27 protein-coding genes are annotated in these 25622 nt (G+C 67.6%); 4 read left to right on the plus strand and 23 right to left on the minus strand.

Translation table 11 applies throughout. The annotated features are described in order from the left end of the window. A partial coding sequence (locus tag ACWDUN_RS24245; RefSeq protein WP_449932637.1) for a hypothetical protein occupies positions 1–192 on the plus strand: 192 nt, incomplete at its 5' end. Between the two features lie 131 nt (positions 193–323). Here ACWDUN_RS24245 and murA read toward each other — a convergent pair. Then, complete coding sequence (murA, locus tag ACWDUN_RS24250) at positions 324–1577, minus strand: UDP-N-acetylglucosamine 1-carboxyvinyltransferase (protein WP_449932638.1); 1254 nt, start codon at positions 1575–1577, stop codon at positions 324–326. A 93-nt stretch (positions 1578–1670) separates the two neighbouring features. Here murA and ACWDUN_RS24255 point away from each other — a divergent pair, with 93 nt between their 5' ends. Next, positions 1671–2246, plus strand: coding sequence for a cob(I)yrinic acid a,c-diamide adenosyltransferase (locus tag ACWDUN_RS24255; protein WP_449932640.1), 576 nt, complete (start codon positions 1671–1673; stop codon positions 2244–2246). Here ACWDUN_RS24255 and ACWDUN_RS24260 read toward each other — a convergent pair. The 16 genes from ACWDUN_RS24260 to ACWDUN_RS24335 all read right to left on the minus strand — a co-directional run bounded on the left by ACWDUN_RS24260 (position 2243) and on the right by ACWDUN_RS24335 (position 15728). After that, positions 2243–2677, minus strand: coding sequence for a DUF2550 domain-containing protein (locus ACWDUN_RS24260; protein ID WP_449932642.1), 435 nt, complete (start codon positions 2675–2677; stop codon positions 2243–2245). The two genes, ACWDUN_RS24255 and ACWDUN_RS24260, sit on opposite strands and share 4 nt — an antisense overlap. Positions 2678–2689: 12 nt before the next feature. After that, a complete protein-coding gene (locus ACWDUN_RS24265; protein WP_449932644.1) occupies positions 2690–3055 on the minus strand; it encodes a F0F1 ATP synthase subunit epsilon in 366 nt (121 codons plus the stop codon). Positions 3056–3085: 30 nt separating this feature from the next. Next, complete coding sequence (gene atpD / locus ACWDUN_RS24270; protein ID WP_449932646.1) at positions 3086–4516, minus strand: F0F1 ATP synthase subunit beta; 1431 nt, start codon at positions 4514–4516, stop codon at positions 3086–3088. Positions 4517–4547: 31 nt separating this feature from the next. Then, positions 4548–5477, minus strand: coding sequence for a F0F1 ATP synthase subunit gamma (locus ACWDUN_RS24275; protein WP_449932647.1), 930 nt, complete (start codon positions 5475–5477; stop codon positions 4548–4550). 7 nt (positions 5478–5484) lie between these two features. Continuing rightward, a complete protein-coding gene (atpA, locus tag ACWDUN_RS24280) occupies positions 5485–7134 on the minus strand; it encodes a F0F1 ATP synthase subunit alpha (protein WP_449932649.1) in 1650 nt (549 codons plus the stop codon). 46 nt (positions 7135–7180) lie between these two features. Continuing rightward, positions 7181–8512 carry a F0F1 ATP synthase subunit B/delta gene (locus ACWDUN_RS24285; protein WP_449932651.1) on the minus strand — a complete coding sequence of 444 codons (1332 nt, stop codon included), beginning with the start codon at positions 8510–8512 and terminating at the stop codon, positions 7181–7183. Between the two features lie 4 nt (positions 8513–8516). Next, entirely contained in the window at positions 8517–9014 is a 498-nt protein-coding gene (locus ACWDUN_RS24290) for a F0F1 ATP synthase subunit B (RefSeq protein WP_449932652.1), read from the minus strand. An 11-nt stretch (positions 9015–9025) separates the two neighbouring features. Further along, on the minus strand, positions 9026–9292 hold the full coding sequence (locus ACWDUN_RS24295) for a F0F1 ATP synthase subunit C (protein WP_083060960.1): 267 nt from the start codon (positions 9290–9292) through the stop codon (positions 9026–9028). Between the two features lie 82 nt (positions 9293–9374). Continuing rightward, positions 9375–10163 carry a F0F1 ATP synthase subunit A gene (atpB, locus tag ACWDUN_RS24300; RefSeq protein WP_449932653.1) on the minus strand — a complete coding sequence of 263 codons (789 nt, stop codon included), beginning with the start codon at positions 10161–10163 and terminating at the stop codon, positions 9375–9377. Positions 10164–10173: 10 nt separating this feature from the next. Further along, on the minus strand, positions 10174–10629 hold the full coding sequence (locus tag ACWDUN_RS24305) for an ATP synthase subunit I (protein WP_449932655.1): 456 nt from the start codon (positions 10627–10629) through the stop codon (positions 10174–10176). Positions 10630–10902: 273 nt separating this feature from the next. Continuing rightward, positions 10903–12081: a glycosyltransferase family 4 protein gene (locus ACWDUN_RS24310; RefSeq protein WP_449932657.1), complete on the minus strand. Its 1179-nt coding sequence runs from the start codon at positions 12079–12081 to the stop codon at positions 10903–10905. Next, a complete protein-coding gene (locus ACWDUN_RS24315; RefSeq protein ID WP_449932658.1) occupies positions 12065–12739 on the minus strand; it encodes an L-threonylcarbamoyladenylate synthase in 675 nt (224 codons plus the stop codon). The genes ACWDUN_RS24310 and ACWDUN_RS24315 overlap by 17 nt, the downstream gene beginning before the upstream one ends. A gap of 4 nt (positions 12740–12743) precedes the next feature. Continuing rightward, on the minus strand, positions 12744–13577 hold the full coding sequence (prmC, locus tag ACWDUN_RS24320; protein WP_449932660.1) for a peptide chain release factor N(5)-glutamine methyltransferase: 834 nt from the start codon (positions 13575–13577) through the stop codon (positions 12744–12746). Continuing rightward, complete coding sequence (gene prfA, locus ACWDUN_RS24325; protein ID WP_449932781.1) at positions 13574–14632, minus strand: peptide chain release factor 1; 1059 nt, start codon at positions 14630–14632, stop codon at positions 13574–13576. The genes prmC and prfA overlap by 4 nt, the downstream gene beginning before the upstream one ends. A gap of 91 nt (positions 14633–14723) precedes the next feature. Next, positions 14724–14954 carry a 50S ribosomal protein L31 gene (gene rpmE, locus ACWDUN_RS24330; RefSeq protein WP_083060954.1) on the minus strand — a complete coding sequence of 77 codons (231 nt, stop codon included), beginning with the start codon at positions 14952–14954 and terminating at the stop codon, positions 14724–14726. 150 nt (positions 14955–15104) lie between these two features. After that, a complete protein-coding gene (locus ACWDUN_RS24335) occupies positions 15105–15728 on the minus strand; it encodes a maleylpyruvate isomerase family mycothiol-dependent enzyme (protein WP_449932662.1) in 624 nt (207 codons plus the stop codon). Positions 15729–15826: 98 nt separating this feature from the next. Here ACWDUN_RS24335 and ACWDUN_RS24340 point away from each other — a divergent pair, with 98 nt between their 5' ends. Further along, positions 15827–16231, plus strand: a complete 405-nt coding sequence (locus tag ACWDUN_RS24340) for a MarR family winged helix-turn-helix transcriptional regulator (protein WP_449932783.1) — start codon at positions 15827–15829, stop codon at positions 16229–16231. On the opposite strand, the gene fadD1 is transcribed toward ACWDUN_RS24340, so the two are convergent. After that, entirely contained in the window at positions 16212–17792 is a 1581-nt protein-coding gene (gene fadD1 / locus ACWDUN_RS24345) for a fatty-acid--CoA ligase FadD1 (RefSeq protein WP_449932664.1), read from the minus strand. The two genes, ACWDUN_RS24340 and fadD1, sit on opposite strands and share 20 nt — an antisense overlap. Positions 17793–17931: 139 nt before the next feature. Here fadD1 and ACWDUN_RS24350 point away from each other — a divergent pair, with 139 nt between their 5' ends. Continuing rightward, positions 17932–18531 (plus strand): TetR/AcrR family transcriptional regulator, encoded by a 600-nt coding sequence (locus ACWDUN_RS24350; protein ID WP_449932666.1) that lies wholly within the window; start codon positions 17932–17934, stop codon positions 18529–18531. A gap of 73 nt (positions 18532–18604) precedes the next feature. On the opposite strand, the gene rho is transcribed toward ACWDUN_RS24350, so the two are convergent. From rho to lysA, 5 genes are all read right to left on the minus strand, one after another. Continuing rightward, on the minus strand, positions 18605–20581 hold the full coding sequence (gene rho, locus ACWDUN_RS24355) for a transcription termination factor Rho (RefSeq protein ID WP_449932668.1): 1977 nt from the start codon (positions 20579–20581) through the stop codon (positions 18605–18607). A gap of 316 nt (positions 20582–20897) precedes the next feature. Next, the gene (gene thrB / locus ACWDUN_RS24360) at positions 20898–21839 is read right to left on the minus strand and encodes a homoserine kinase (protein ID WP_449932670.1); all 942 of its coding nucleotides are present in this window, start codon (positions 21837–21839) and stop codon (positions 20898–20900) included. Between the two features lie 16 nt (positions 21840–21855). Further along, positions 21856–22932 carry a threonine synthase gene (gene thrC / locus ACWDUN_RS24365; protein ID WP_449932672.1) on the minus strand — a complete coding sequence of 359 codons (1077 nt, stop codon included), beginning with the start codon at positions 22930–22932 and terminating at the stop codon, positions 21856–21858. Further along, entirely contained in the window at positions 22929–24248 is a 1320-nt protein-coding gene (locus tag ACWDUN_RS24370; protein ID WP_449932674.1) for a homoserine dehydrogenase, read from the minus strand. The genes thrC and ACWDUN_RS24370 overlap by 4 nt, the downstream gene beginning before the upstream one ends. Continuing rightward, positions 24245–25579: a diaminopimelate decarboxylase gene (gene lysA / locus ACWDUN_RS24375; protein ID WP_449932784.1), complete on the minus strand. Its 1335-nt coding sequence runs from the start codon at positions 25577–25579 to the stop codon at positions 24245–24247. Before lysA ends, ACWDUN_RS24370 begins: the two co-directional genes overlap by 4 nt. Positions 25580–25622 lie beyond the last annotated feature (43 nt).

Here is a 25622-nt window from a genome sequence, read left to right on the forward strand (position 1 = left end):
CGATCACAAACAAAAGACACCAAAAACTGGCATCAAAAAAACAACCATCCCACGTGGCAGGAAGACGGGGAGTCCCCCACCAAGATGGCCAAAAAACAACAAACAAAAACCACCAAACACACTATTGAGTTCTCAAACAACAGACCAGATTGTGTAGAAGCTACCCGTTTCGGGGCAACCCTGCCAGCTTAAACTATCTCGTCCGGCGAGTCAAGCTTCTCTATCTCGCGTCTCCGCGGCGACTTCAAAAGATTAGAACTACGTGCCGTACGAAGTCAAATCCGCAGGTCAGCGGCTTGAAGTCGCAGCTCGGCCGACTCCGGCTAGCTTACCCGCTCGATGCCGGCACCGAGGCTGGCCAGGTTCTCGACGAACATCGGGTAGCCCCGGTCGATGTGGTAGACGTCGTGCACCTCGGTCTCGCCGTCGGCCACCAGGCCCGCGAGCACCAGGCCGGCGCCGGCCCGGATGTCCGACGCCCAGACCGGTGCACTCGACAGCTGCGGAATTCCGCGGACCACCGCATGGTGACCGTCGGTACGCGCGTCGGCACCCAGGCGGATCATCTCCTCGACGAACCGGAACCGTGCCTCGAAGACGTTCTCGGTGATCATCGACGTGCCGTCCGCGATACAGGCCAACCCGATCGCCATCGGTTGCAGGTCCGTCGGAAATCCGGGGAAGGGCAGCGTCGCGACGTTCACCGCTTTCGGACGTTCGTACTGGACCACCCGGAAACCGTTGTCGCTCTGCGTGACGGTCGCCCCGGCGTCGTGCAGCTTGTGCAAAACCAATTGCAGATGCGCTGGATCCACCCCGGTCACCGAGATGTCCCCGCGTGTCATCGCCGCGGCTATCCCCCAGGTCGCGGCGACGATGCGGTCACCGATCACCCGGTGCTCGGTGGGATACAGCCGATCCACCCCGGTGATCGTCAACGTCGACGAGCCCGCGCCCGAGACCTGGGCGCCCATCTCGTTGAGCATGGTGCAGATATCGGCGATATCGGGTTCGCGCGCCGCGTTGTGGATGGTGGTGACGCCCTCGGCGAGCACCGCGGCCATCAGGATGTTCTCGGTGGCCCCCACCGAGGGGAACTCCAACTGGATCTCGGCCCCGCGCAGATGATCGGCCTCGGCAACCACACATCCGTGCTCGATATTGCAGCGAGCGCCGAGCTGCCGTAGGCCCGCCTGGTGCATGTCCAACGGTCGCGAACCGATGGCGTCACCACCGGGTAGCGCGACCCGGGCACGCTTCCCGCGCCCGACCAGTGGTCCCAGGACGCAGACGGAGGCGCGGAACTGACGGACGGCCGCGAAGTCGGCGTCGTACTTGACCTCATCGGGCGAGGTGATCCGCACGGTGGAACCGTCCAGCTCGACCGTCGCTCCCAGTCCCCGCAGAACTTCCGCCATCAGGGGCACGTCGAGGATGTCGGGGCAGTTGGTGATCGTGCTCGTGCCCTCGGCCAGTAGTGCCGCCGCCATCAACTTGAGGACGCTGTTCTTGGCTCCCCCGACGGCGACTTCGCCCGATAACCGGCTTCCGCCCGTCACCACGAAACGATCGCTCACGCGGTCAGTCTAAGCAGTGACCGTCGCAGTTTCAGAACGGTGCGACCCCCGGGGTGCGCCCGCTGCGGACCCGATGACAGGTAGGTTTGGACCATGGCCGTGCACCTGACCCGCATATATACCCGGACCGGCGACGACGGCACGACCGGTCTGAGTGATTTCAGCCGCGTCTCCAAGAACGATGCCCGACTCGAGGCCTACGCCGACTGCGATGAGGCCAATGCCGCGATCGGTGTGGCGTTGTCGATGGGCGGGCCCGACGAACGCATCCGTCGGGTCTTGCTGCAGGTCCAGAACGATCTGTTCGACGCCGGGGCCGACCTGTCCACTCCGGTGGTGGACAACCCCGAGTATCCGCCCCTGCGGGTCCTGCAGAGCTATATCGACCGGCTCGAGGGTTGGTGCGACGAGTTCAACGAGGGTCTCCCGAAACTCGACTCGTTCATCCTGCCCGGCGGTACCCCGTTGTCGGCGCTGCTGCACGTGGCCCGGACGGTGACGCGGCGCGCCGAGCGCTCGGCCTGGCGTGCGGTCGACCAGCACGGGGAATCGGTCAACGTCCTGCCGGCCAAATACCTGAACCGGCTGTCGGATCTGTTGTTCATCCTGTCGCGGGTGGCCAACCCCGACGGTGATGTGAAGTGGCAACCGGGCGGCGAGCGCAGCTAAACCGAGCGCCGCCGGGCTCGATCCGACGGGCGCGACTCCAGCCACGAGGTGAACGCGGTCAGCGCTCCGCGATCCAGCGCCACCTCGAATCCCCGGTCGGCATCTCGCAGTTCGAGGATGGAGATCTCATCGGTCATGATGTCGAACTCGTCCCCGCGCGGGGAGCGGCGTGACAGCACTTCGAGGCCGCGCCGGCTGATCCGACGGTCTGGCCACCAGCGTGCGCTCGAGAGTCGGTAGAACTCGGCTTCGCTTTCGCCGTAGCGCAGCACGCCGTGGCGCCAGCCCTGACCACCCGCCGCCGGATAGTCACGCAGGATCGCCGCAGTGCCGCCCACCTGGCGCAACTTCCACAGCCGATAGCCCAGGGCGGCGACGGCAAGCAGCAAAACGCCGACGAGCGCGACCATGAACAACATGGACGCGCTCATCGGCGTTGCCTACTAGTCGATCTGCCCGACAGCCCGCAGCCGCGCACGGCCCCAGGCTGCGGTGGCCTCGTCGTCGGACTCGGAGTCCCGCTTGGCGGCGTCGGTGTCGATCTCCGACTCGAACTGAGCGTTCTCCACCAGCAGGCTGACCCCGCCCTCGGTCACCGACAGGAACCCGCCGTCGACCGCGATGCGCAGATCATCCTCACCCTCGCGCTCGACGCGCACCATGGCGTCGTCGACCAACTGGGCCACCAACGGAATGTGTCGCGGCAGGATGCCGATCTCACCCGCAGTGGTGCGGGTGAAGACGAACGTGGCCTTACCGGACCACAGCTTGCGCTCGACGGCGACGATCTCGACGTCCAGTTCAGCCATGCCACACCACCTTTCGCACTCGTACCGGCATCACAGCTTGGCGCCGAGCGATTCTGCCTTCTTCGCCAGGTCGTCCAGGCCACCGATGAGGAAGAACGCCTGCTCGGGCAGGTGGTCGAACTCTCCCTTGGCCAGCTTGTCGAAGGCCTCGATGGTCTCCTTGAGCGGCACGGTCGAACCGGGCTGGCCGGTGAACTGCTCGGCGGCCATCATGTTCTGGCTCAGGAAGCGCTCGATCTTGCGGGCGCGGTACACCAGCACCTTGTCCTCTTCGGACAGCTCGTCGATACCGAGGATGGCGATGATGTCCTGAAGATCCTTGTAGCGCTGCAGGATTCGGATGACTTCCTGGGCGACGCGGTAGTGCTCGTCGCCGACGACGCTGGGGTGCAGGATGGTCGAGGACGATGCCAGCGGATCCACCGCGGGGAAGATGCCCTTGGAGAACACCGCACGCGAGAGCTCGGTGGTGGCGTCCAAGTGGGCGAACGTGGTGGCCGGCGCCGGGTCGGTGTAGTCGTCGGCGGGCACGTACACGGCCTGCATCGAGGTGATCGAGCGACCACGGGTCGAGGTGATGCGCTCCTGCAGCTCACCCATCTCGTCGGCCAGCGTCGGCTGGTAACCCACGGCCGAAGGCATACGACCGAGCAGGGTCGAGACCTCGGAACCGGCCTGGGTGAATCGGAAGATGTTGTCGATGAACAGCAGCACGTCCTGGCCCTGCTCATCGCGGAAGAATTCCGCCATGGTCAGTGCCGACAGGGCGACACGCATACGGGTGCCGGGCGGCTCGTCCATCTGGCCGAACACCAGGGCGGTGTCCTTGAGCACGTTGGCGTCCGCGAGCTCGACCCACAGGTCGTTACCCTCACGGGTGCGCTCCCCCACGCCGGCGAACACCGAGGTGCCACCGAAGTTGCGGGCAATGCGGTTGATCATCTCCTGGATCAGAACGGTCTTGCCGACGCCGGCACCACCGAAAAGGGCGATCTTGCCACCACGCACGTACGGGGTGAGCAGGTCGACGACCTTCAGACCGGTCTCCAGCATCTCGGTGCGGGGCTCCAGGTCGGCGAAGGCCGGCGGCTTGCGGTGGATGGACCAGTGCTCGAAGTCCTTGCCGTAGCCGGGCTCGTCGAGGCAGTCACCGAGGGCGTTGAACACGTGGCCCTTGACGCCGTCACCGACGGGCACCGAGATGGAGGCGCCGGTGTCGGTGACGTCCTGGCCGCGGACCAGGCCGTCGGTGGGCTGCATGGAGATGCAGCGCACCAGGTTGTCGCCGAGGTGCTGGGCGACCTCCAGGGTCAGCGTCTTGGCCAGTGCGCCGAAGGTGATGTCGGCGTGCAGCGCGTTGAGCAGCTCGGGCACGGAGCCACGCGGGAACTCGACGTCGACCACGGGGCCCGTGATACGAACAACGCGACCCGTCGTGGTCTTGGTCTCTACGGTAGTCATATCTCTTCTTCGCTTTCGCTTTTACGTAGGCCTATTTGGCGTCGGCCAGCGCGTTGGCGCCGCCGACGATCTCGCTGATTTCCTGGGTGATCTGCGCCTGACGCTCGCGGTTGGCCGCCAGCGTGAGGGCCTTGATCAGATCGTCGGCGTTGTCGGTGGCCGACTTCATGGCGCGCCGGCGCGAAGCCGACTCCGAGGCGGCCGCCTCCAGCAGTGCGGCGTACACGCGGGTCGCGATGTAGCGCGGCAGCAGTGCGTCGAACAACGTCTCGGCGTTGGGCTCGAAGGAGAACAGCGTGCGCGGTCCGTCCTCGGGCTCGTCGTCACCCACGTATTCGACGACCATCGGGGCGACCCGCAGTGCCACCGCGGTCTGCGACAGCATCGAGCGGAATTCCGTCGACACGATGTGGATCTCGTCGACACCCAGGATGCCGTCGGCTCCGCCGTCGTCGCCGTCGTCGTCGGCTCCGGACATGAAGGACGTCACCAGCGTCTCGGCGATCTCCTTGGCGTTCTCGTACTCCGGCCGTTCGGAGAAGCCGGTCCACGATTCGACGACCTCGCGCCCGCGGAAGCTGTAGTAGCCCAAGGCCTTCCGGCCGACCACGTAGAGCACCGGGTCCTTGCCCTCGTCACGCAGCAGCGAGAACAGCTCCTCGGCGCGGCGCAGCACGTTGGCGTTGTACCCACCGCACAGACCGCGATCCGAGGACACCACCAGCACGGCGGCCCGCTTCGGGTTGTCCCGCGGGACGAGCAGCGGGTGATCCAGCGCGCTGGCGCCCGCCAGCTCGGTGAGCATGTTGGTGATCTCGGTGCTGTACGGCCGGGCCGCGTCGACCCGCGCCTGCGCCTTGGCGATCCGCGACGTGGCGATCAGCTCCTGGGCCTTGGTGATCTTCTTGATCGACCCGGCGGAGCGGATACGTCCGCGTAGCTCGCGCAGTGTGGCTGCCATTGGTTACCTAGGCCTTCTTGGGTGCAGGCTTACGGACCTTGACCGATTCCTTCTCCAGGTCCTCGGGATCCAGAGCTTCGGAGTCGGCCTCGTTGACGACGACGGAGCTGCCGTCGCTCGCCGAGAAGCCCTTCTTGAAGTCGTTGATGACGGTGACCAACTTCTCGGAGGCGTCGTCCGAGAGCTTCTTGCTCTCCCGGATGCCGTCGAGGATGTCGGAGTGGCTGGCCTTGACGTGCTCCAGCAGCTCGTCGACGAAGCGCTGGACGTCTTCGGCCGGAACCGAATCCAGGTGGCCCTGGGTTCCGAGGAAGATCGCCACCACCTGGTCTTCGACGGCCAGCGGGCTGTACTGGGGCTGCTTGAGCAGCTCGACCAGCCGCACACCGCGGTCCAGCTGCGCCTTCGAAGCCGCATCCAGGTCGGAGGCGAAGGCCGCGAAGGCCTCCAGCTCGCGGTACTGCGACAGGTCCAGACGCAGCGAGCCGGCGACCTCTTTCATGGCCTTGATCTGCGCGGCGCCACCGACACGGGACACCGACACACCGACGTTCACGGCCGGGCGCACACCCTGGTTGAACAGGTCGGACTCCAGGAAGCACTGGCCGTCGGTGATCGAGATGACGTTGGTCGGGATGAACGCCGAGATGTCGTTGGCCTTGGTCTCGATGATCGGCAGACCGGTCATCGAACCGCCACCGAGCTCGTCGGACAGCTTCGCGCAACGCTCCAGCAGACGCGAGTGCAGGTAGAAGACGTCACCGGGGAACGCCTCGCGGCCCGGCGGGCGACGCAGCAGCAGCGAGATCGCGCGGTAGGCGTCGGCCTGCTTGGTCAGGTCGTCGAACACGATCAGGACGTGCTTGCCGTCATACATCCAGTGCTGGCCGATGGCCGAACCGGTGTAGGGGGCCAGCCACTTGAAGCCGGCGGGATCCGACGCCGGGGCCGCGACGATGGTGGTGTACTCCATCGCGCCGCCCTCTTCGAGAGCGCGCTTCACGGACGCGATCGTGGTGCCCTTCTGGCCGATCGCGACGTACACGCAGCGCACCTGCTGCTGCGGGTCACCGGTCTCCCAGGCCTGACGCTGGTTCAGAATGGTGTCGACGCAGACCGCGGTCTTGCCGGTCTTGCGGTCGCCGATGATCAGCTGGCGCTGGCCGCGGCCGATCGGGGTCATGGCGTCGATGGCCTTGATACCGGTCTGCAGCGGCTCGCCGACGCCCTGACGCTGCACGACCGAGGGTGCCTGCAGTTCCAGTTCGCGACGGGTGTCCGAGGCGATGTCGCCCTGGCCGTCGATGGGCTGACCCAGCGGGTTGACCACGCGACCGAGGAAGGCATCGCCGACCGGCACCGAGAGGACCTCGCCGGTGCGCTTGACCTGCTGGCCCTCTTCGATCTTGTTGAACTCGCCCAGGATCACGGCGCCGACGCTGTGCTCGTCGAGGTTGAGCGCCACGCCCAGCACGCCGCCCTCGAATTCGAGCAGCTCCTGGGTCATGACCGAGGGCAGGCCCTCGACGTGGGCGATACCGTCACCGGCATCGACGACGGTGCCGATCTCTTCCCGCTCGGTCTCGGCGGAAAACGAGGATACGTAGTCCTCGATGGCACCTTCGATATCAGAAGCGGAGATTGTCAACTCTGCCATGGTTTTTCGTCTTCCTACCTTTGATCTGGGTGATAAGTCTTCTGGGTCAGTCCGGCAGCTGGGTCTGCGCGGCAGCCAAGCGGGACGCGATGGAACCGTCGATCACCTCGTCACCGACGGTGATCGACAGACCACCGAGCAGCGCCGGGTCGACATGCAGTTGCACGGACACCGGGTGCCCGTAGATGCGGGTCAGCACGGCGGTCAGCCGGTCGCGCTGGGCATCGGTCAGCTCGGCCGCGGCGCTGACGTGCGCGACGATCTCGCCGCGACGGGCGACCGCGAGCTCGGCGAGGTCGATGACCGCCACGTCGGCGCGCTCCCCGCGCAGCAGAGTGACCGTCTGGGCCAGCAGCGCGGCCGCGGTGCCGTTGTCCGCATCGCCGACCACCTTCTCCAGCAGGCCGATTCGGCCGGCGGAGTCGGTGGTGTAGTCGCTGAGCAGATTGGTCAGGCGCGGCTCGCTGTCCAGGACGCGGCCGAACCGGAACAGCTGATCCTCGACCTCGTCGACCTCGCCGGCGACATTGGCACGCTGCAGCAGCGCCAGCCGCGCGGCGTGCTCGATACCGTCGACCAGGTTCGCCTCGGTGGACCAGCGCTGCCCGACGGCAGTGCGCACCAGCTTCAGAGCCGGCTCGCCGATCTTGCCGGTCAGCAGCTTGTCGGCGAGCGCCACCTTGGCCGACGAGTTGTCGGTCGGCTCGGCGAGATGCTTGGCCAGTGCGGTCTCGGTGAGCAACAGCTTGGCCACCGCCGTCAGATCATCGGCCAGCTTCGTCAGGCCGTCGGCGTCCAAACCGCCTGCCGCCGAGTCGAACTCGGAGACCAGGGTGGCCAGCGCCTCCCGGCTTGCGGCCCGCAGACCCGCAGTCGCGCCGGTCTCGACGACGACCTCGGAGGGGGCCATCTGATCGAGATCGTCGAGGAAGCGGTCGACGGTCGCCGACCGGGCGGCCGGATCGGCCACGTGGGCGCGCACCAGTTCCTCGGCCTTGGTCACGGCCTCGGCACCGAGCCCGAGCCGCAGCTGGCGAACCAACTGCTGGCGGAGCAGGTGGACCTGCTGGCCGCCCTGGGCCTTGATGCGCTCGGCATCGACTCCGGCCTGCTCGGCCAGCTGCGCCTTGATCCGTTCCGAGTCCTGACGCGCCTCGTCGGTGACGTGGCTGGACTCGGCCTTCGCGTCGGCGAGTGCCTTGGCGTGCATGGCATCGGCATCAGCGAGCTTCTTTGCCGCCTCGGCACTTTCGGCCAGGGCGACGCGGATGGCCTCCTGCTGCTTGACCATCAACCCCTTGATCAGGGGCACCACCCATTTGACGAGGATGAACACGATGACGGCAAAGCCGATCAGCTGTCCGATGAATGTCGACATCTACCTATTTCCGTCCCGAATTCACGTCGACGCCGAGGATGCGGCTCGCCAGGGTGGCCGACAGGCCGTCCACCGACGAGGCCAACTCGGCTTGAGCCGCCGTTCCCTGCTGGGACAGCTTCTCGTTGGCCTGGCGTACCGTCTCGGCGACCTCACCGCTGGCCTCGGCCCGCTTGGCGTCGACGACCTGACGGCCCTCGTTGCGCGCCTCGTCCCGAAGCGCGGACGCCTCGGCACGAGCACCGGCCATGGCCTCGTCGTAGTCGGCCTGTGCGGCGGCCACCTGCTCGGCCGACTTGCGGTTGTCAGCGGCGGTCTTGGCCAGCATGGCCTCGCGCTCGGCAAGCACCTTGCTGACCGGCGGCACCACCCACTTCCAGATCACGCCGAGCGTGATCAGGAAGATGAGCAGCACTGCGAAGAAGGTGCCGTTGGGGATCAGGAAGTTACTGGTCCCCCCGCCCTCTTCGGCCGCGAGAATGGTCGTGGTCACTTCACCCATGTGGCGGGTTCTTAACCCTCGATGAGGCCGGGCGTGGCGAAGACGAACAGCGCCATGAAGGCCAGGTTGATGAAGTATGCGGCCTCGACCAGACCGACGGTGATGAAGAACGGCGTGAACAGCCGGCCCTGGGCCTCGGGCTGACGCGCGATGCCCGAGATCAGGGCGTTACCGGCGATACCGTCACCGATACCGGCGCCGATGGCACCGCCACCCATGATCAGACCGCCACCGATCAGCGCGCCAGCAGTGATGATGGCGTTGGGATCGAGTTCCATTACTTTCTTCCTCCTTGTAACTGGCGGCGGTGCCACCAGGACTGCTTCATACGGGTCGTGCAGGTTCTATGTCGTGCAGGTTCTAGTGCGCGTGCTCTTTGGAATCGTGATCGTCGTGAACTTCCATGGCCTGGCTGAAGTACAGGATGGTCAGCAGGCTGAAGATGAAGGCCTGGATCAGGCCGACGAACAGGTCGAACGTCTTCCAGATGGCGTTGGGCGCCCACTGGATGTACCAGGGGAACATGGCGATCAGGCCGACCAGGATGCCGCCGGCAAAGATGTTGCCGAAAAGTCGGAGTGCCAGCGAGATCGGCTTGGCGATCTCTTCGACGATGTTGATCGGCGCCAGGAAGGCGACGTGGCCCTTGACGACGGCCACCGGGTGACCGACGACGCCGCGGCGCCAGATGCCGGCCGCGTGGTAGCAGATGAAGACGAACAGGGCCAGTGCCAACACGAAGTTGATGTCCGAGGCGGGTGGCTTGTACAGCTCGGCGGCCGCACCGTCGGAACCGCCGTACTGCCACGGGAACACAGCCAGCCAGTTCGAGATCAGGATGAAGGCGAACAGCGCGACGGCCAGCGGCAGCACGAACGGCGCGATCTTCATGCCGATCGAGCCCTCGATCTGCTGGCGCATCTGGATGGTCAGGGCCTCCCAGAACAGCTGCACGCCACCGGGGACACCGGTCGAGGTGACCTTCGACTTCAGGTAGAACGCCAGCCCGATGATGATCAACGCCGTGATGGCGGTGGCCATGATGGTGTCGCCGTTGAAGGTCATGCCGAACAGTTCGAACACCATCACGTGGTGTCCGACGTGGATGGCGGTGCCACCCTCTTCGGCGGCGAGAATGGTCTCAGTCATGCCCGTCAGCTCAGCCCTTCGAATCCGATGCAGAGACGTCTTCGACGTCCAAACCGTTGGCGCGGATCTTCCGCAATACCGGGACGCTGGTGCTCATCACCAGCAACGCCTGGAAGATCGCCAGCCCGAACAGCACGGCGATACCGCCGTGTTCCTTGAAGAAGATTGCGACCGCCAGGGCGACTGCGGTGATGACCAACAGTCTCGTGGCGGAGTTTAGGGCCATCTTCTTCTTGAGTGGGTGGTCCTCCATCGTGATCGACTCGACCGCGCGGCGTACCAGCAGCGCGTTGAGCAAACCGAGGCCGAGGCCCACACCGAAGAAGACACCGAAGAAGATGTTGCCGACGAAACCCGAAGCGGTGATTGCCAGTGCGGTGAGCGCAACGATGACCACCAGGAGACGCACCGGCCGAAAAGCGACTGAGGGGAACACCAAGGGCGCATCGTGCGCTGGTGTCGTCACGTGGTTCACCTCAATCCCGCGGCGTCGAGGGTCGGTATCACTGAAAACTGCAAAGTTCCTGTGCGTGCCCGCCGAGAATATCGGAGGGCAGCGGGCGCGTTGAACTCACCCAAGGGGTAGCTCCCTTTGTCGGTCGTGTATCGGCGCCGATCGGTTGGTGGGACCGATGGGCCGGGCCGGCAACCCGCGAGGTTTTTCGGGTTATGACGCGAACGGTACCACAAGGTAGGAGGCACAAAAACAGGCCTACTACTTTTCGTCGTACAACCCGCTTCACGGACCTTCGACGGGCTCGGAACGCCCGCGCAGCAGCGGGATCAGCGTGACCACTCCGGCCACCACGATTGCGGCCAACATCACTGCGCCGGTGTGCCGCGGATCGAAGAAGATGGTGCTCGCCGCGCCCAGTGCGACGATGCCGACCCACATGTAGATCAACAGGACCACCCGCCGATGTGAATGGCCGATCTGCAGCAGCCGGTGGTGCAGATGCATCTTGTCGGGACTGAACGGACTCTTGCCGGCGCGGGTGCGGCGCACGATCGCGAGCAACATGTCCAGCGCCGGCACGAACATCACCGCGACCACCAACAGGAACGGGGACAGCAACGCGAAGACATCGCGCGCCCCGTAGGCGTTCTGCGAGATCGGGCCGGCCGCCGTCGTCGACGCCGCCGCGAGCATCAGACCGATGAGCATGGACCCGGAGTCGCCCATGAAGATCTTGGCGCGGTGGAAGTTGTGCGGCAGGAAGCCCAGACACGCGCCGGCCAGCACCACCGAGATCATCGCCGGCGGGTAGAACAACACGTCGCCGCCATGGTCGCGCAGCAGCCCCACCGAGAAGATGCAGATGGCCAGCGCGGTGATCAGTCCCAGTCCGGCGGCCAGCCCGTCGAGCCCGTCCACGAAGTTCATCGCGTTGACGATCGAGACGGTCAGCGCCAGCGTCAGCAGGATCGAGGTGACCTGGTCGAGCACGATGGTGCCGACCCCGCCGATCGGGATGTAGAGCACGCTCCAGGCCACCCCCATGGTCACCAGCACGCTGGCGGCGGTGATCTGGCCGGCGAATTTGGTCAGCGCATCCAGGCCCCAGCGGTCGTCGATCAGGCCGACCAGCATGATGAGCCCGCCGGCGACCACGACGGCGGGCATGCCGGTGGAGTAGACGAAACCGCGGTTGAGCGCAGGCAGCTGGGAGGCCAGCAGTACCGCGGCGACCACGCCGATGTACATCGCCAGCCCGCCCATCCGAGGGGTGGGCTGCACGTGCACGTCGCGCTGCCGCGGATAGGCGACCGCACCGACGCGGGTGGCCAGCACGCGGGCCCAGCCGGTTGCGAAGTACGTGATGATCGCGGCGGTCAACCCGACCAGCGCCAGCTCACGCAGCGGCACGCCGGCGCCGCGATCCGACAGGGCGAGCAGCCCGTCAGCCAGCTGAACCATCGGCGTCCTCGGGCGTGAGGTCGGCGGCGTCGACGCCGAGCACCCGGGCGATGTCGGCGATCGCGACCGGTCCCTCACGCAACACCCGGGGCGTGGCCTTGGAGACGTCGACGATGGTCGATGCGGCACCCTGCGGGGACGGCCCGGCGTCCAGATAGACCTCGACCCGGTCGCTGAGTTGGGCCTGCGCATCCGCGGCGGTGGTTGCCGCCGGGAAACCCGAGACGTTGGCGCTGGAAACCGCCATCGGCCCGACCTCGCGGAGCAGGTCGATGGCCACCGGATGCAGCGGCATGCGCAGCATCACCGTGCCGTTGGCGTCACCGAGATCCCATTGCAGCGACGGGGCGTGCCGCACGACCAGGCTGAGCGCACCGGGCCAGAACGCCTGGATCAGCTCGCGGGCCGCGGGCGGCACGGCGTACACCAGACCGTCGATCGTGTGCCAGGAACCGACGAGCACGCCGACGGGCATATCGCGACCGCGGTTCTTGGCCGCCAGCAGCGCGCCGACCGCCGCGTTGTCGAACGCGTCGGCACCGATCCCGTAGACCGTGTCGGTGGGCAGCACCACCAGTCGGCCACCCTTGACCGCACTGACCGCCGACGCCAATCCGGCGGCCCGCTGGTCGGGATCCGAGCAATCGAACAGAGCCATGTGTTCAGCTTCTCACCGCGGTGACGAATCGGGGACGGCCGGTCAGGTCCCGGCGCGCCGCGACGCCGGTGAACGAGCCCTGCCCGGCGAACAGCGCCGCGGTGGCATCCGATGTGGTGTCGTCGTGCTCCACGCCCACCTGCGCACCGGGTCGCAGCCACCGGGCGGCCAGCTCGACGATCGGCCCGATGACGGCCATCCCGTCCGGTCCGCCGAACAACGCCAGGTGCGGATCGTGTTCGGCGACTTCGGGTTCCAGCTCGGCCCCGTCGGGGATGTAGGGCGGATTGGCCACGATCAGGTCGACCGCGCCGTCGAGTTCGGGCAGCAGTGCGGGCGCGGTGACATCAGCATGCACCACCTCGACCGCTCCCCCGACGTTGGCACGCGCGTAGCGCAGCGCATCCTCGGACCGCTCCACGGCGAGGACGCGGGTATCGGGGCGGTGGGTCTTGAGCGCCGCCGCCAAGGCACCCGAGCCGGTACACAGATCGACGATGACGCCGCCGGCGGGGACCGGGACGGACTGGGCCCATTCCAGCAGCGCCTCGGTCTCCGGCCGCGGGATGAACACACCCGGGCCCACGGTCAGGGTGACCGGACCGAAGGCCGCGGTGCCGAGCAGATGCTGCAGCGGGATCCGACGGGCCCGGCGAGCGATCAGATCCCGGTAGCGGCCAGAAAAGTCGGGTCCGGGCTCGGCGAGTGCGAGCCGGACGCGGTCCACCCCCAGCACGTGGGCCGCCAGGTATTCGGCATCGGCGCGCGCGGAGTCGACACCGGCGTCGGCCAGCGCGGCGGCACCGTCGGAGATCGCCTGGCGCAGCGTGGGACTCACCCCTGCTGCTGGAGACGCGCCTGCTTGTCGGCGGCGGCCAGCGCGTCGAGCAACGCATCCATGTCGCCGTCGAGCACCTGGTCGAGGTTGTGCGACTTGAAGTTGATGCGGTGATCGGCGATGCGGTTCTCGGGGAAGTTGTAGGTGCGGATCCGCTCGCTGCGGTCGACGGTGCGGATCTGGCTGGCCCGGTCCGCCGACGCATCGGCGGAGGCCTGCTCCTCGGCCAGCGCCTGCAACCGCGCGGCGAGCACGACCATGGCGCGCGCCTTGTTCTGCAGCTGGCTGCGCTCGTTCTGGCAGGTGACGACGATGCCGGTGGGCAGGTGGGTGATGCGCACCGCCGAGTCGGTGGTGTTGACGCCCTGACCACCCTTGCCGGAGCTGCGGTAGACGTCGATGCGCAGATCGGATTCGTCGATCTGCACTTCTTCGACGTCTTCGGGCTCGGGGTAGACCAGCACTCCCGCGGCCGAGGTGTGCACGCGTCCCTGCGATTCGGTGACCGGCACGCGCTGCACCCGGTGCACGCCGCCCTCGAACTTCATGCGCGACCAGACGCCGTCGGCCGAGTCGCCCTTGCCGGCGATGGTGATGGTGGCGTCCTTGTAGCCGCCCAGGTCCGACCAGGTCTCGTCGAGAACGGTGACCGTCCAGCCGTGCCGTTCGGCGTAGCGGATGTACATGCGGGCCAGGTCGGCGGCGAACAGCGCCGACTCCTCGCCGCCCTCGCCGGATTTCACCTCCAGCACCACGTCATCGGCATCGTGCGGGTCACGCGGGGCCAGCAGATCGGTCAGTTTGGCGTCGAGCTCGGCGACGGTCGCCTCCAGGCCGGGCACCTCGGCGGCGAAGGCTTCGTCCTCGGCAGCCAGCTCACGGGCGGCCTCCAGATCGCCGCGGGCCGCCTCCAGCTTGCGGTAGGTCGTCACGATCGGCGAGACCTGCGCGAAGCGCCGGCCGACCTTGCGGGCGGCGCCGGCATCGGCGTGCAGCGCCGGGTCGGCGAGTTGGCGTTCGAGGTCGGTGTGCTCGGCGAGCAACGCCTCGATCATGGGCGCGGTGTCAGTCACCGGCGAACCTCCCTCCAAACGCAGATCGGCGCCCGGCCTGACACATGGACAGGAACGGGCGCCGATCGGACAACTAGTTGTCGGCAGCAGCCTTCGTGTTGCGCTTGCCGTAGCGCTTCTCGAAGCGGGCGACGCGGCCGCCGCTGTCGAGGATCTTCTGCTTGCCGGTGTAGAACGGGTGGCACTGCGAGCAGACCTCGACCACGATGTGGCCGCTGTCCTTGGTGCTGCGAGTGGTGAAGCTGTTACCGCAGCCGCAGACCACGGTGGTCTCTGCGTAATTGGGGTGGATACCCGATTTCATGGTTTTCCTCTTCAATCGTTGGCCGCCGGGTCGCCCGAGCCCAGACCTGGGAAGTCATCGAGCGTGAACCGGAACCGAGGGTCGACGGTCCATTATGCCAGGTCAACCGCCAAGTGCGAAAACGCGTGATGACGGGTGACTATTCCCCCGTCATCGACCGATGCCGGCCAGCGCCGCGGCGTCCCCGGACAACCCGGCCGCACCGGCCCGCCGACCTGCCAACACCAGCATGATGTCGCTCAGCGGGCCCTCGACAACGCGCCCCTGGCCCACCGCGAACGGCGCGTCGGTGGCGGTGAACGCGATACCGGCGAAGCGTTTGCGGGGATGGAACGGAAAGGTCATCGACCAGAGCCGTTCGGCCGCGACGACGGCGGCCTCGGTCGGCATGGGCCGCACGATGCCGAGCGGTCTGGCGATGTCCTGCCCGTGCACCAGCACGTCCATCAGCGGGTCGGCCACGACCGTGCCCGGCGGGCGTCGGCGCTGACCGACCATGGCCCGCAGCGCGGCGACGATCTCGTCGGCGGGCCGCGTGTCCTCCACGGCGATCCGCACCATCATCGCGTTGAACCGGAAGCCGGATCGCAGCGCCTCCCAGCCCATGCGCGCCCAGTGCGCACCGCCGTGGGTCAGATGCGCGGCGACGTCACGGACCGCCCAGTGTTCGCACAGCGACGGCGTGGCCCACTGCTGCGGGGTCAGCGTGTCCAGGAAGTCGGCCAGGTCGGCGCGCTGCTGGTCGATATGGCGCCAGATGTCCTCGTCCCGCACGACACTCCCCCAGTAATTTAGTCAGCCTTCCTGACGAAATATAGTCAGGACTCCGTACTAAAGTCAATGCCGTGGAGGAACCGAGCACCGCCGCGCTGATGTTCATCGCGCACCGCGCCGCCGAGTCCCGGCTGCACGAGGTGCTACACGCCGCGGGCTATGACGACCTGACCATGGCGCAGATGAAGATCGCGCAGCGGCTGAGCGCCGACGGCATCCGCCTGACCGACCTCGCCGAGCAGGCGCGGGTCACCAAGCAGACCGCCGGTGCGTTGGTCGATCAGCTCGAACGCGCCGGATACGTCGAGCGGATACCGGACCCCGCCGATGCCCGCGCCCGCCTGGTGACGCTCAGCGCGCGCGGCCGCCGTCTGTGCCGACTGGCCGCCACCGAACTGGCCCGGGTGGAATCACAGTGGCGGGAACATCTGGGCGACACGGAGTTCGGGCGACTGCGTCAGCTGCTGCTGCAGCTGCGTAAGATCACCGATCCGTACCGATGACCGCGTAGCACGAGCCGGTGCGTTCCCAGACACACCGACCCCGCGGTTGCGCGCCGAGCGCGATGAGCTCGCGTTTGAGGATCTTGTTGGTCGCCGTGCTGGGCAGATCGTCGGCGATCCACACATAGCGGGGCCGCGCCTTGGGCGACAGGTCGGCTTGGGCGGCCAGGAACTCCTCGAATCCCGCCGGGGTGAGTTCGGCGTCGTCCTGCAGCACCACCGCGGCCATCACCTGATCACCGACGTGCTCGTCGGGCACCGGGTAGACCGCCACCCGATTGATGACCGGAAGCCGCATGAGGATTCGTTCGATGGGCGCGGTGGTCAGGTTCTCGCCGTCGACGCGCATCCAGTCCGCGGTGCGGCCGGCCAGATAGATCCAGCCGTCGGCATCGCGGTAGGCCAGATCGCCGGACCAGTAGATGCCGCCTCGCAGCCGCTCGCCGGTGGCGGCGGGATCGTTGTAGTAGCCGCGGAACAGTCCGCTACCGCCTGCGTTCACCAGCTCACCGGTGGCGGCCTCGGCGTTGACCAGCTTGCCGTCGGCGTCGAACCGCGCGACGTCGCATTCCTGGCCGGTGTCCGGGTTGTAGATCGCCACGCCCGGGAAGCCCTGGCCGATCGAGCCGGGTGGGGTGTCCTCGGGCCGGGTGATGATGACGGCCGTCTCGGTGGAGCCGAAGCCGTCCCATACCGTGCAGCCGAAGCGGCGTCCGAACGCCTCGATATCGCGGTCGGCGGCCTCGTTGCCGAACGCGATGCGCAGCGGGTTGTCGGCGTCGTCGTGCTGCTCGGCGGTGGCCAGGATGTAGGCCAGCGGTTTGCCGACGTAGTTCATGTAGGTGGCGCCGTAGCGGCGGACATCGGGCAAGAACGACGAGGCGGAGAAGGCCGCGGGCGCCATCGCGGCACCGGCGCCCACCGCGACGCTCCACCCGGCATAGACGGCGTTGGAGTGGAACAGCGGCATGGCCAGATAGCAGGTGTCGGACGGCCCGAGTTCGTAGCGCTGCACCAGCGCGCTGCCGGCGAACAGCACCGTCGAGTGCGGCACCTCGACCGCCTTGGGTTCACCGCTGGTGCCCGAGGTGAAGATCATCATGAAGGTGTCATCGGGGGCGACCTCGCGGTGCGGCGTCAGCGCCGGCGCCTCGGCGAGGCGTTGCGCCCAGTGCGCGTCGGTCACATCGAAGACCGTCACGCCCGGCAGGTCGACGCCGTCGAGCAGGCTCCGGTGTTCGGCATCGGTGAGCAGGATCTGCGTGTCGACCTTGGCGATGTCGCGCGCGAGGGCCGGGCCGCGCCGCGTGGTGTTGACCCCGCACAGCACGTAGCCACCGAGCCCGGCGGCGGCCAGGGCGGTGAGCATGCGCGGTGTGTTGCCCAGCAGGACCGCGACGTGCAGCGGCCGGTCCGGGTCGGCGGCGGCGATGACGGCGGCCGCCTGACGCGTCGCGTGGTCGATGTGTTGGCGCCAGGTCGTGGTGGTGTCGCCGTACTTGACGGCGACGGTATCGCCGTCGGCTCTGGTGCGCAGCAGTTGCTGCAGTGTCTCGGCCATCCGCTGGGCACCTCCGTGGGGTGAACAGAATTTCAGAACTGTCTACCATCGTCGGCCTGCCCCGCGATACTGGTGGAGTCCTTGGCAGAATGCTGCACAACGTGTGCTGATCCCGCTGCCGATTTCGAGGAGTCCGCCCTTGCCGACCGCCACGGCCACCGTCCGCGACCGCTTGATCGATGCGGCGGAGGTATGCCTGCGGGCCAAGGGCATCCGGGCCACCACTGTGTCCGAGGTCGCCGAGACCGCCGGGGTGTCACGCGGTTGGCTGTATCGGCACTTCCCGGACAAGGTCACCCTGCTGGGTGCGGCGATCGTCCGCCTCAACGAGGTCTACTGGTCCGAGGCGCACGCGGTGCTCGCCCAGGTGCAGGGCCTGGATCAGCAGATCGTGGCCGGTATCCGGCACGGACGTACCGCCTACGACGATCCCGGCGCGCTGCTGATGAAGCTGCGGGTCGAAGAACCCGAGGAGTTCGCGGCGTGCGCCGGCGCCGGGGTCCAGGGCCTGGTGCCCGATCTGGCGAGTTTCTGGTCGCGGTATCTGGTGGCGGCGCGCGACCGCGGCGAGATCCATGCGGGAGTCTTCATCGACGAGGCGTCGGAATGGGTTGCCCGAGTGGTGATCTCGTTGGCCACCGTGCCCGGTGACACGCTCGACCCGACCGACCCGGCACAGCTGCTCACGCATGTCCGCCGGTACGTGTTGCCGGCCCTGAAGGCCGATCCGGCGGTCTAGCCTCCCGCGAGCAGACGCGAATGGCCCCACTTTCTCGACAAAGTGGGGCCATTCGCGTCTGCTCGCGCAGGGGTCAGTCGTTGTCCATGCCACCCGGGGTGGTCTTGGAGACCTGGACCAAGAACTCGTAATTGGTCTTGGTCTTGCGCAGCTGACTCATCAGCAGGTCGATCGCCTGATGGCTGTCCAGCCCGGACAGCACGCGACGCAGCTTGTGCACGATCGCGAACTCGTCGGCGCCGAGCAGCAGCTCGTCCTTGCGGGTGCCCGACGGGTTGACGTCGACGGCCGGGAACACGCGCCGCTCGGCGATCTTGCGATCGAGCTTCAGCTCGGCGTTACCGGTGCCCTTGAACTCCTCGAAGATGACGGTGTCACCGGTGGAGCCGGTCTCGACCATCGCGGTGGCGATGATGGTCAGCGAACCGCCGTGCTCGATGTTGCGGGCGGCGCCCAGGAACCGCTTCGGCGGGTACAGCGCGGTCGAGTCCACACCACCGGACAGGATGCGGCCCGACGCCGGCGAGGCGTTGTTGTAGGCGCGACCCAGTCGGGTGATCGAGTCGAGCAGGACGACGACGTCCTTGCCCTGCTCCACCAGGCGCTTGGCCCGCTCGATGGCCAGCTCGGCGGCCTGGGTGTGATCTGACGGCGGCCGGTCGAAGGTCGAGGCGATGACCTCACCCTTCACCGAGCGCTGCATGTCGGTGACCTCTTCGGGGCGCTCGTCGACGAGCACCACCATGAGGTGGCATTCCGGGTTGTTGCGGGTGATCGCGTTGGCGATGTCCTGCATGATCGTCGTCTTACCGGCCTTGGGCGGCGACACGATGAGCGCGCGCTGCCCCTTGCCGATCGGCATGATCAAGTCGATCACCCGGGTGGTCAGCCGCTCGGGGGTGGTCTCCAGGCGCAGCCGCTGGTTCGGGTACAGCGGGGTCAGCTTGCCGAAATCCGGCCGGTTCTTGGCCGCCTCGACCGGGCCACCGTTGACGGTGTCCAGGCGCACCAGCGGGTTGAACTTCTGCCGCGGGTTGTTGCCACCACCGCCTTCACCCTCGCGGGCGACGCGCACGGCGCCGGTGACGGCGTCACCGCGGCGCAGGCCGTTCTTGCGGACCATGTTCATCGACACGTAGACGTCGTTCGGCCCGGCCAGATAACCGGAGGTCCGGACGAAGGCGTAGTTGTCCAGCACGTCGAGGATGCCGGCCACCGGCTGCACGACATCGTCTTCGCGCAATTCGGTGTCGCGGTCGCCACCGCCGCCCTGGTTACCGTCACCGCCGCCGGAGCGCTCGCCGCGCCGCCTGCGGTCCCGGAAACGACGTCCGCGCCGGCCGCCGCGGCCCTCGTCATCGTCGTTGTTGGAATTGTTGTTCGCGTTACCACCACCGCCGCCGCTGTTGTTGGCGTTGCGGTTCTGGTTGCCGCCCTGCTGGTCGGCGTTGTCATTGCGGTTGTCGGAGCGGTTGCCGTGGCGGCCGCCGTCCTCGCCACCGGACTGGGTGTTCTCGGACTTGGCATTGTCGGCCTTGTCGGCGCCGGACCTGCCGCTGTCGGCGGCGTCGGCCTTGGCGTCGTCGCTCTTGGCGGTCTTGGCCTTGTCCGCGTCACCGTTGCCGCCCTGCTGGGCGTCGGGCGCACCGGACTGGCGAGCCGCGCCGCGACGCTCCCGACGCGGCGGATTCTGCTGCGGCGCGTCCTCGGCAGCCTGGTTCGACTGCTCGACGGGCGCGTCCAAGGTGGGCTGCTGCACCTTCTCGGTCTTCGCCGCGGGCGCGGACTTGGCCGCTGCGGCGCCGCCTCCCTCACCGCGGTGCTCCTTGATGGCGGCGATCAGATCGCTCTTGCGCATGCCGGAGGTGCCCTTGACACCTACTTCGGCGGCCAGTGCGCGCAGATCCGGAAGCAGCATCGACGTCAGCGAGCCGGAACGGCCACCGCGGGTGACGCCGGCGCTCGGCGCGGCATTGGCTGAATTCACAGCGTCCGTGGGCGCGGCCGTCTGGCCGCTGTCGGTTGCTGTGACGAGGTCCGTATCAGTCACGGATTTCCTTTCTTTCCCTCGCATGTGGCTTTCGCGCGAGGGGGTCCCCGAAGGTCATCTGCGCTCAGCCAAGCGGCCGGGCGCGTGGTTTCCCGCGACGCCACCGTCACCTGCGCAACGGTGATCGCCAGGGTCAGCCGCCGTGCGGCAGACCATCAGTCCACGAGTGAAACACGAGAAGATTGGGTAGTCGTCCTAGCGTCGGCGCAGGTAGACACGCTGCGATTACGGGACGGAAGCGAGAATAACCCGCATCACGCCCGGTTGCAAGAAGCGCCACGATTTGTGTGTTGATCCCGCCTCTTGTCCCGGTGCGTTACCGACCCGGCGACCCGGTGCTCCAGCGGACGCCTTCGCCGGCCCGCATCTCGGTCACGGTGAACCCGTTGGCGGCGCCGTAGGCCAACGCCTCCTCGGGTAGGTCACGACCGTCGGTCAATGCGATCACCGCAGGTCCGGCACCCGAGAGCACCGCTGCTATTCCACAACGCCGCAATACCGCCAGGTATTCCGCCGAACTGGGCATGGCCGGCGCCCGCTGCGCCTGGTGCAGCCGGTCCCCCGTCGCCTCCAGCAGCAGATCCGGCCGCTCGGTGAGCGCCACCACCAGCATCGCGGCGCGCGCCAAATTGAACCGCGCGTCGAGGTGGCTGACCTGCTCGGGCAGCAACCCACGAGTCGCCGCCGTCGAGGAACGCGTCTCGGGAACGGCCGGGAACAACCGGATGTCGCGGTGCAGTTGCAGGTGCGCGGCGTCGTACCGGGCCGGTTCGCTGCCGTCGACGGTCCAGGACACCACCGCGCCCCCGAGCACAGCAGCCGCCGCATTGTCAGGGTGCCCCTCGAACTCTGAGGACAGCTGCACCAGTTCGTCACGGGACAGCTCGGCCGAATCAACCTGGGCGGCAAACCCGTTGGCCACCGCGAGCCCGCCCACGACGGCCGCCGCCGAGGAACCCAGTCCGCGGGAGTGCGGAATAACGTTGCGGCAGTGCACCTTCAGGCCATCCGCGTGCAGACCTGCGGCGGTCAGACCCGTGCGGATCGCCCGCACCACCAGATGATCGGCATCAAGCGGAACCTGCCCTGCACCCTGGCCCTCGACAGTGACGGCCAACCCGGAATCCGCTGTCTCGACCTCGATTTCGTCGTACAGGCTCAACGCGAGGCCCAGACTGTCGAAACCCGGGCCCAGGTTGGCGCTGGACGCCGCGACGACGGCACCGGCCCGGAGTCCGGGCGGCAGGGTGTGGGTCACGTCGGATCGCCGCCCGTCAGCCCAGATCCAGCGCCGCGACCACGGCAGCAGGATCGACCGGGATCGGCGTGACGTCGGGCATGGTCTTCAGCGCGGTGTCGGGATCCTTGAGGCCGTTACCGGTGACGGTGCACACCACCGTCGATCCCGGCTTGACCCAACCGTCTTCTATCGACTTGAGCAGACCGGCGATGCTGGCCGCCGACGCGGGCTCGACGAACACGCCCTCGGCCGCGGCGACCAGGCGGTAGGCGGCCAGGATCTCCTCGTCGGTGGCGGCCAGGAAACGGCCGTCGGACTGCTGCTGCGCCTCGACCGCCGTGTTCCACGACGCCGGCGATCCGATGCGAATGGCGGTCGCGATGGTCTCCGGGTTGCTGACCGGCTGGCCGCTCACCAGCGGGGCCGCGCCGGCGGCCTGGGTGCCGAGCATGCGGGGCAGCCGATCCGAGATCCCGTCGCGGTGGTACTCGCGGTACCCGCGCCAGTAGGCGGTGATGTTGCCGGCATTGCCGACCGGCAGTGAATGCACATCCGGCGCGGTGCCCAACGCGTCGACGATCTCGAACGCCGCGGTCTTCTGGCCTTCGATGCGGACCGGGTTCACGGAGTTGACCAGCCCGATGGTCGGGTAATCGGCGGTCAGCTTGCGAGCCAGCTCGAGGCAGTCATCGAAGTTCCCCTCGACCTGAATGATCTTGGCGCCGTGCATGACTGCCTGGGCCAGCTTGCCCATGGCGATCTTGCCCTGCGGGATCAACACCGCGCACGTCATCCCGGCGACGGCCGCGTAGGCGGCCGCCGATGCCGAGGTGTTACCGGTGGAGGCGCACAGCACCGCCTGCTGACCGCGAGCCAGCGCGTCGGTGACCGCCATCGTCATACCGCGGTCCTTGAACGACCCGGTGGGATTGAGTCCCTCGACCTTGAGATGCACCGTGCAGCCGGTCTGTTCGGACAGCCGCTTGGCGTGGATCAGCGGGGTTCCGCCCTCCAGCAGGGTGATCGGGGTCCAGTGGTCCTCGATCGGGAGTCGATCGCGGTAGGCGGCGATCAGACCCGGCCACGGGGTGTGGACTGGAGCCTTGCTCACGATGTTGCACCTTCCATGCGAAGCACGCTGTTGATGGTCTGTACGGCGTCGAGCCCGGCCAGCGCCTCGACGGTCTCGGACAGCGCGGCGTCGGTGGCCTGGTGGGTGACCACGACGATCCGGGCGCCGCACGGCTCGCCCTCGTGATCAGTCATGCCCTCCTGGCGAACCTCGGCGATGCTGACCTCGTGCCGGCTGAATTCAGCTGCGACAGCGGACAATACGCCCGGCTGGTCCTTGACGTTCATGTTGACGTAGTACCGGGTCGGGATGGCACCGATGGAGGCGATGGGCAGCTTGGCGTACTTGGACTCACGCGGCCCGCGACCGCCCTGCACCCGGTTGCGCGCGGCCATCACGACATCGCCCATCACGGCCGAGGCGGTCGGCGCGCCACCGGCGCCCTGACCGTAGAACATCAACCGGCCGGCGGCCTCGGCCTCGACGACGACGGCGTTGAATGCACCGTTGACCGTGGCCAGCGGGTGGTCCATGGGAACCAGCGCCGGGTAGACCCGGGCCGAGACGCGTTGCTTGCCCTTGCCACTGGTGAGCCGTTCGCAGATGGCCAACAGCTTGATGTTGCAGCCCAGCGCCTTGGCCGACGCGAAATCCTCGGCGCTGACCTTGGTGATGCCCTCGCGGTAGACGTCGTCGGCGGTCACCCGGGTGTGGAAGGCGATGGAGGCCAGGATGGCGGCCTTGGCGGCGGCGTCATAGCCCTCGACGTCGGCGGTCGGGTCGGCCTCGGCGTAGCCCAGGGCGCTGGCATCGGCCAGGGCGCTCTCGTAGGACGCGCCGGTGTCGTTCATGGCCGACAGGATGTAGTTGGTGGTCCCGTTGACGATTCCGGCCACCCGCAGCACCGAGTCGCCGGCCAGCGACTGGGTCAGCGGGCGGATCACCGGGATCGCGCCGGCGACGGCGGCTTCGAAATACAGGTCCACGCGCGCCTTTTCGGCGGCCTGGGCCAGCTCGCCGGTCGACTGCGCCATCAGCGCCTTGTTGGCGGTGACGACCGACTTGCCCTTCTCCAGAGCGGCCATGATGGCCTTGCGCGCCGGTTCCACCGGACCCATCAACTCCACCACGATGTCGACGTCATCGCGGGCGACCAGCTTGTCGATATCGTCGGTCAGCAGGTCCACCGGTACGCCGCGGTCCTTGGCGACGCGGCGGACGCCGACACCGCGCAGTTGCAGCGGAGCACCGATGCGCGCCTCGAGGTCGGCCGCGCTCTCCTCGATGATGCGCACCACCTCGGTGCCGACATTGCCGAGTCCCAGAACGGCGATGCCGATCGGCTTCTCACTCATTGACCTACCTCCAAGCTCAGAAGATCCTCGACGGTTTCCCGGCGCAGGATCAGCCGTGCGCTTCCGTCCTTGACCGCGACCACCGCGGGGCGCCGCAACAGGTTGTACCGACTGCCCATCGAATAGCAGTACGCACCGGTGGCGGCGACGGCCAGTAGGTCGCCCGGGACCAGGTCCTCGGACACCCAGGTGTCACGGACGATGATGTCGCCACTCTCGCAGTGCTTTCCGACGATGCGGGCCAGCACGGCAGCGGCATCGCTGAGCCGCGACACCAGCCGGGCATCGTATTCGGCGTTGTAGAGGGCGGGCCGGATGTTGTCGCTCATGCCGCCGTCGACGCTGACATAGCGCCGGTGTGCGGTCGGGCTGACGGCGACGTCCTTGACCGTGCCGACCTCGTAGAGGGTGATGGTGCCCGGTCCGGCGATGGCGCGGCCGGGTTCGACCACCAGCGTCGGGGTGGGCAGGCCGACCGCGGCCGACTCGTTGGCCACGATTTTCTTGAGCTTGTCGGCCAGTTCCTGCATCGGCGGCGGGTTGTCGTGCGGAAGGTATGAGATCCCCAGGCCGCCGCCGAGATCGAGGATGTTCATCTGGGCGGTCTTCTCGACACCGAATTCGGCGACCACATCGCGCAGCAGACCGAGCAGGCGACGCGCGGCGATCTCGAATCCGGACACGTCGAAGATCTGCGAGCCGACGTGGCAGTGCAGGCCGACCAGGCGCAGGTGCTCGGTGGCGAAGACCCGACGCACCGCCTCCATCGCGGCACCGCTGGCCAGCGACAGCCCGAACTTCTGATCCTCGTGGGCAGTGGAGATGAACTCGTGGGTGTGGGCCTCCACCCCGGGCGTGACCCGCACCAGGACGTCCTGCACGACGCCGGCCGCACCGGCGATGGCCTCCAGGCGTTCGATCTCGATCTCGGAGTCGACGACGATATGGCCCACGCCGGCGTCGACCGCGGCGGTGAGCTCGTCGACGGATTTGTTGTTGCCGTGCACCGTGATTCGCTCGGCGGGGAAGTCGGCGTGCAGCGCCACGGCCAGTTCGCCACCGGTGGCCACGTCCAGCGACAGGCCCTCCTGATGCACCCAGCGGGCGATCTCGCTGCACAGGAACGCCTTCGACGCGTAGTGCACGTGCTCCCCGCCGCCGAAGGCCGCGGCGATCTCGCGGCAGCGCGAGCGGAAATCGTCCTCGTCGATGACGAACAGCGGGGTACCGAACTGCGCGGCCAGGTCGGCGACCGACACCCCGGCCACCGACACCATGCCGTCGTCGCCACGAGTCAGGTTCTGCGGCCACACATTCGGAGCCAACAACATGATCTCGTCGGCACTCTCGGGCTTGAGCGGCACACCGGTGCCG

The organism is Mycobacterium sp. NPDC003323 (genome assembly GCF_053589535.1).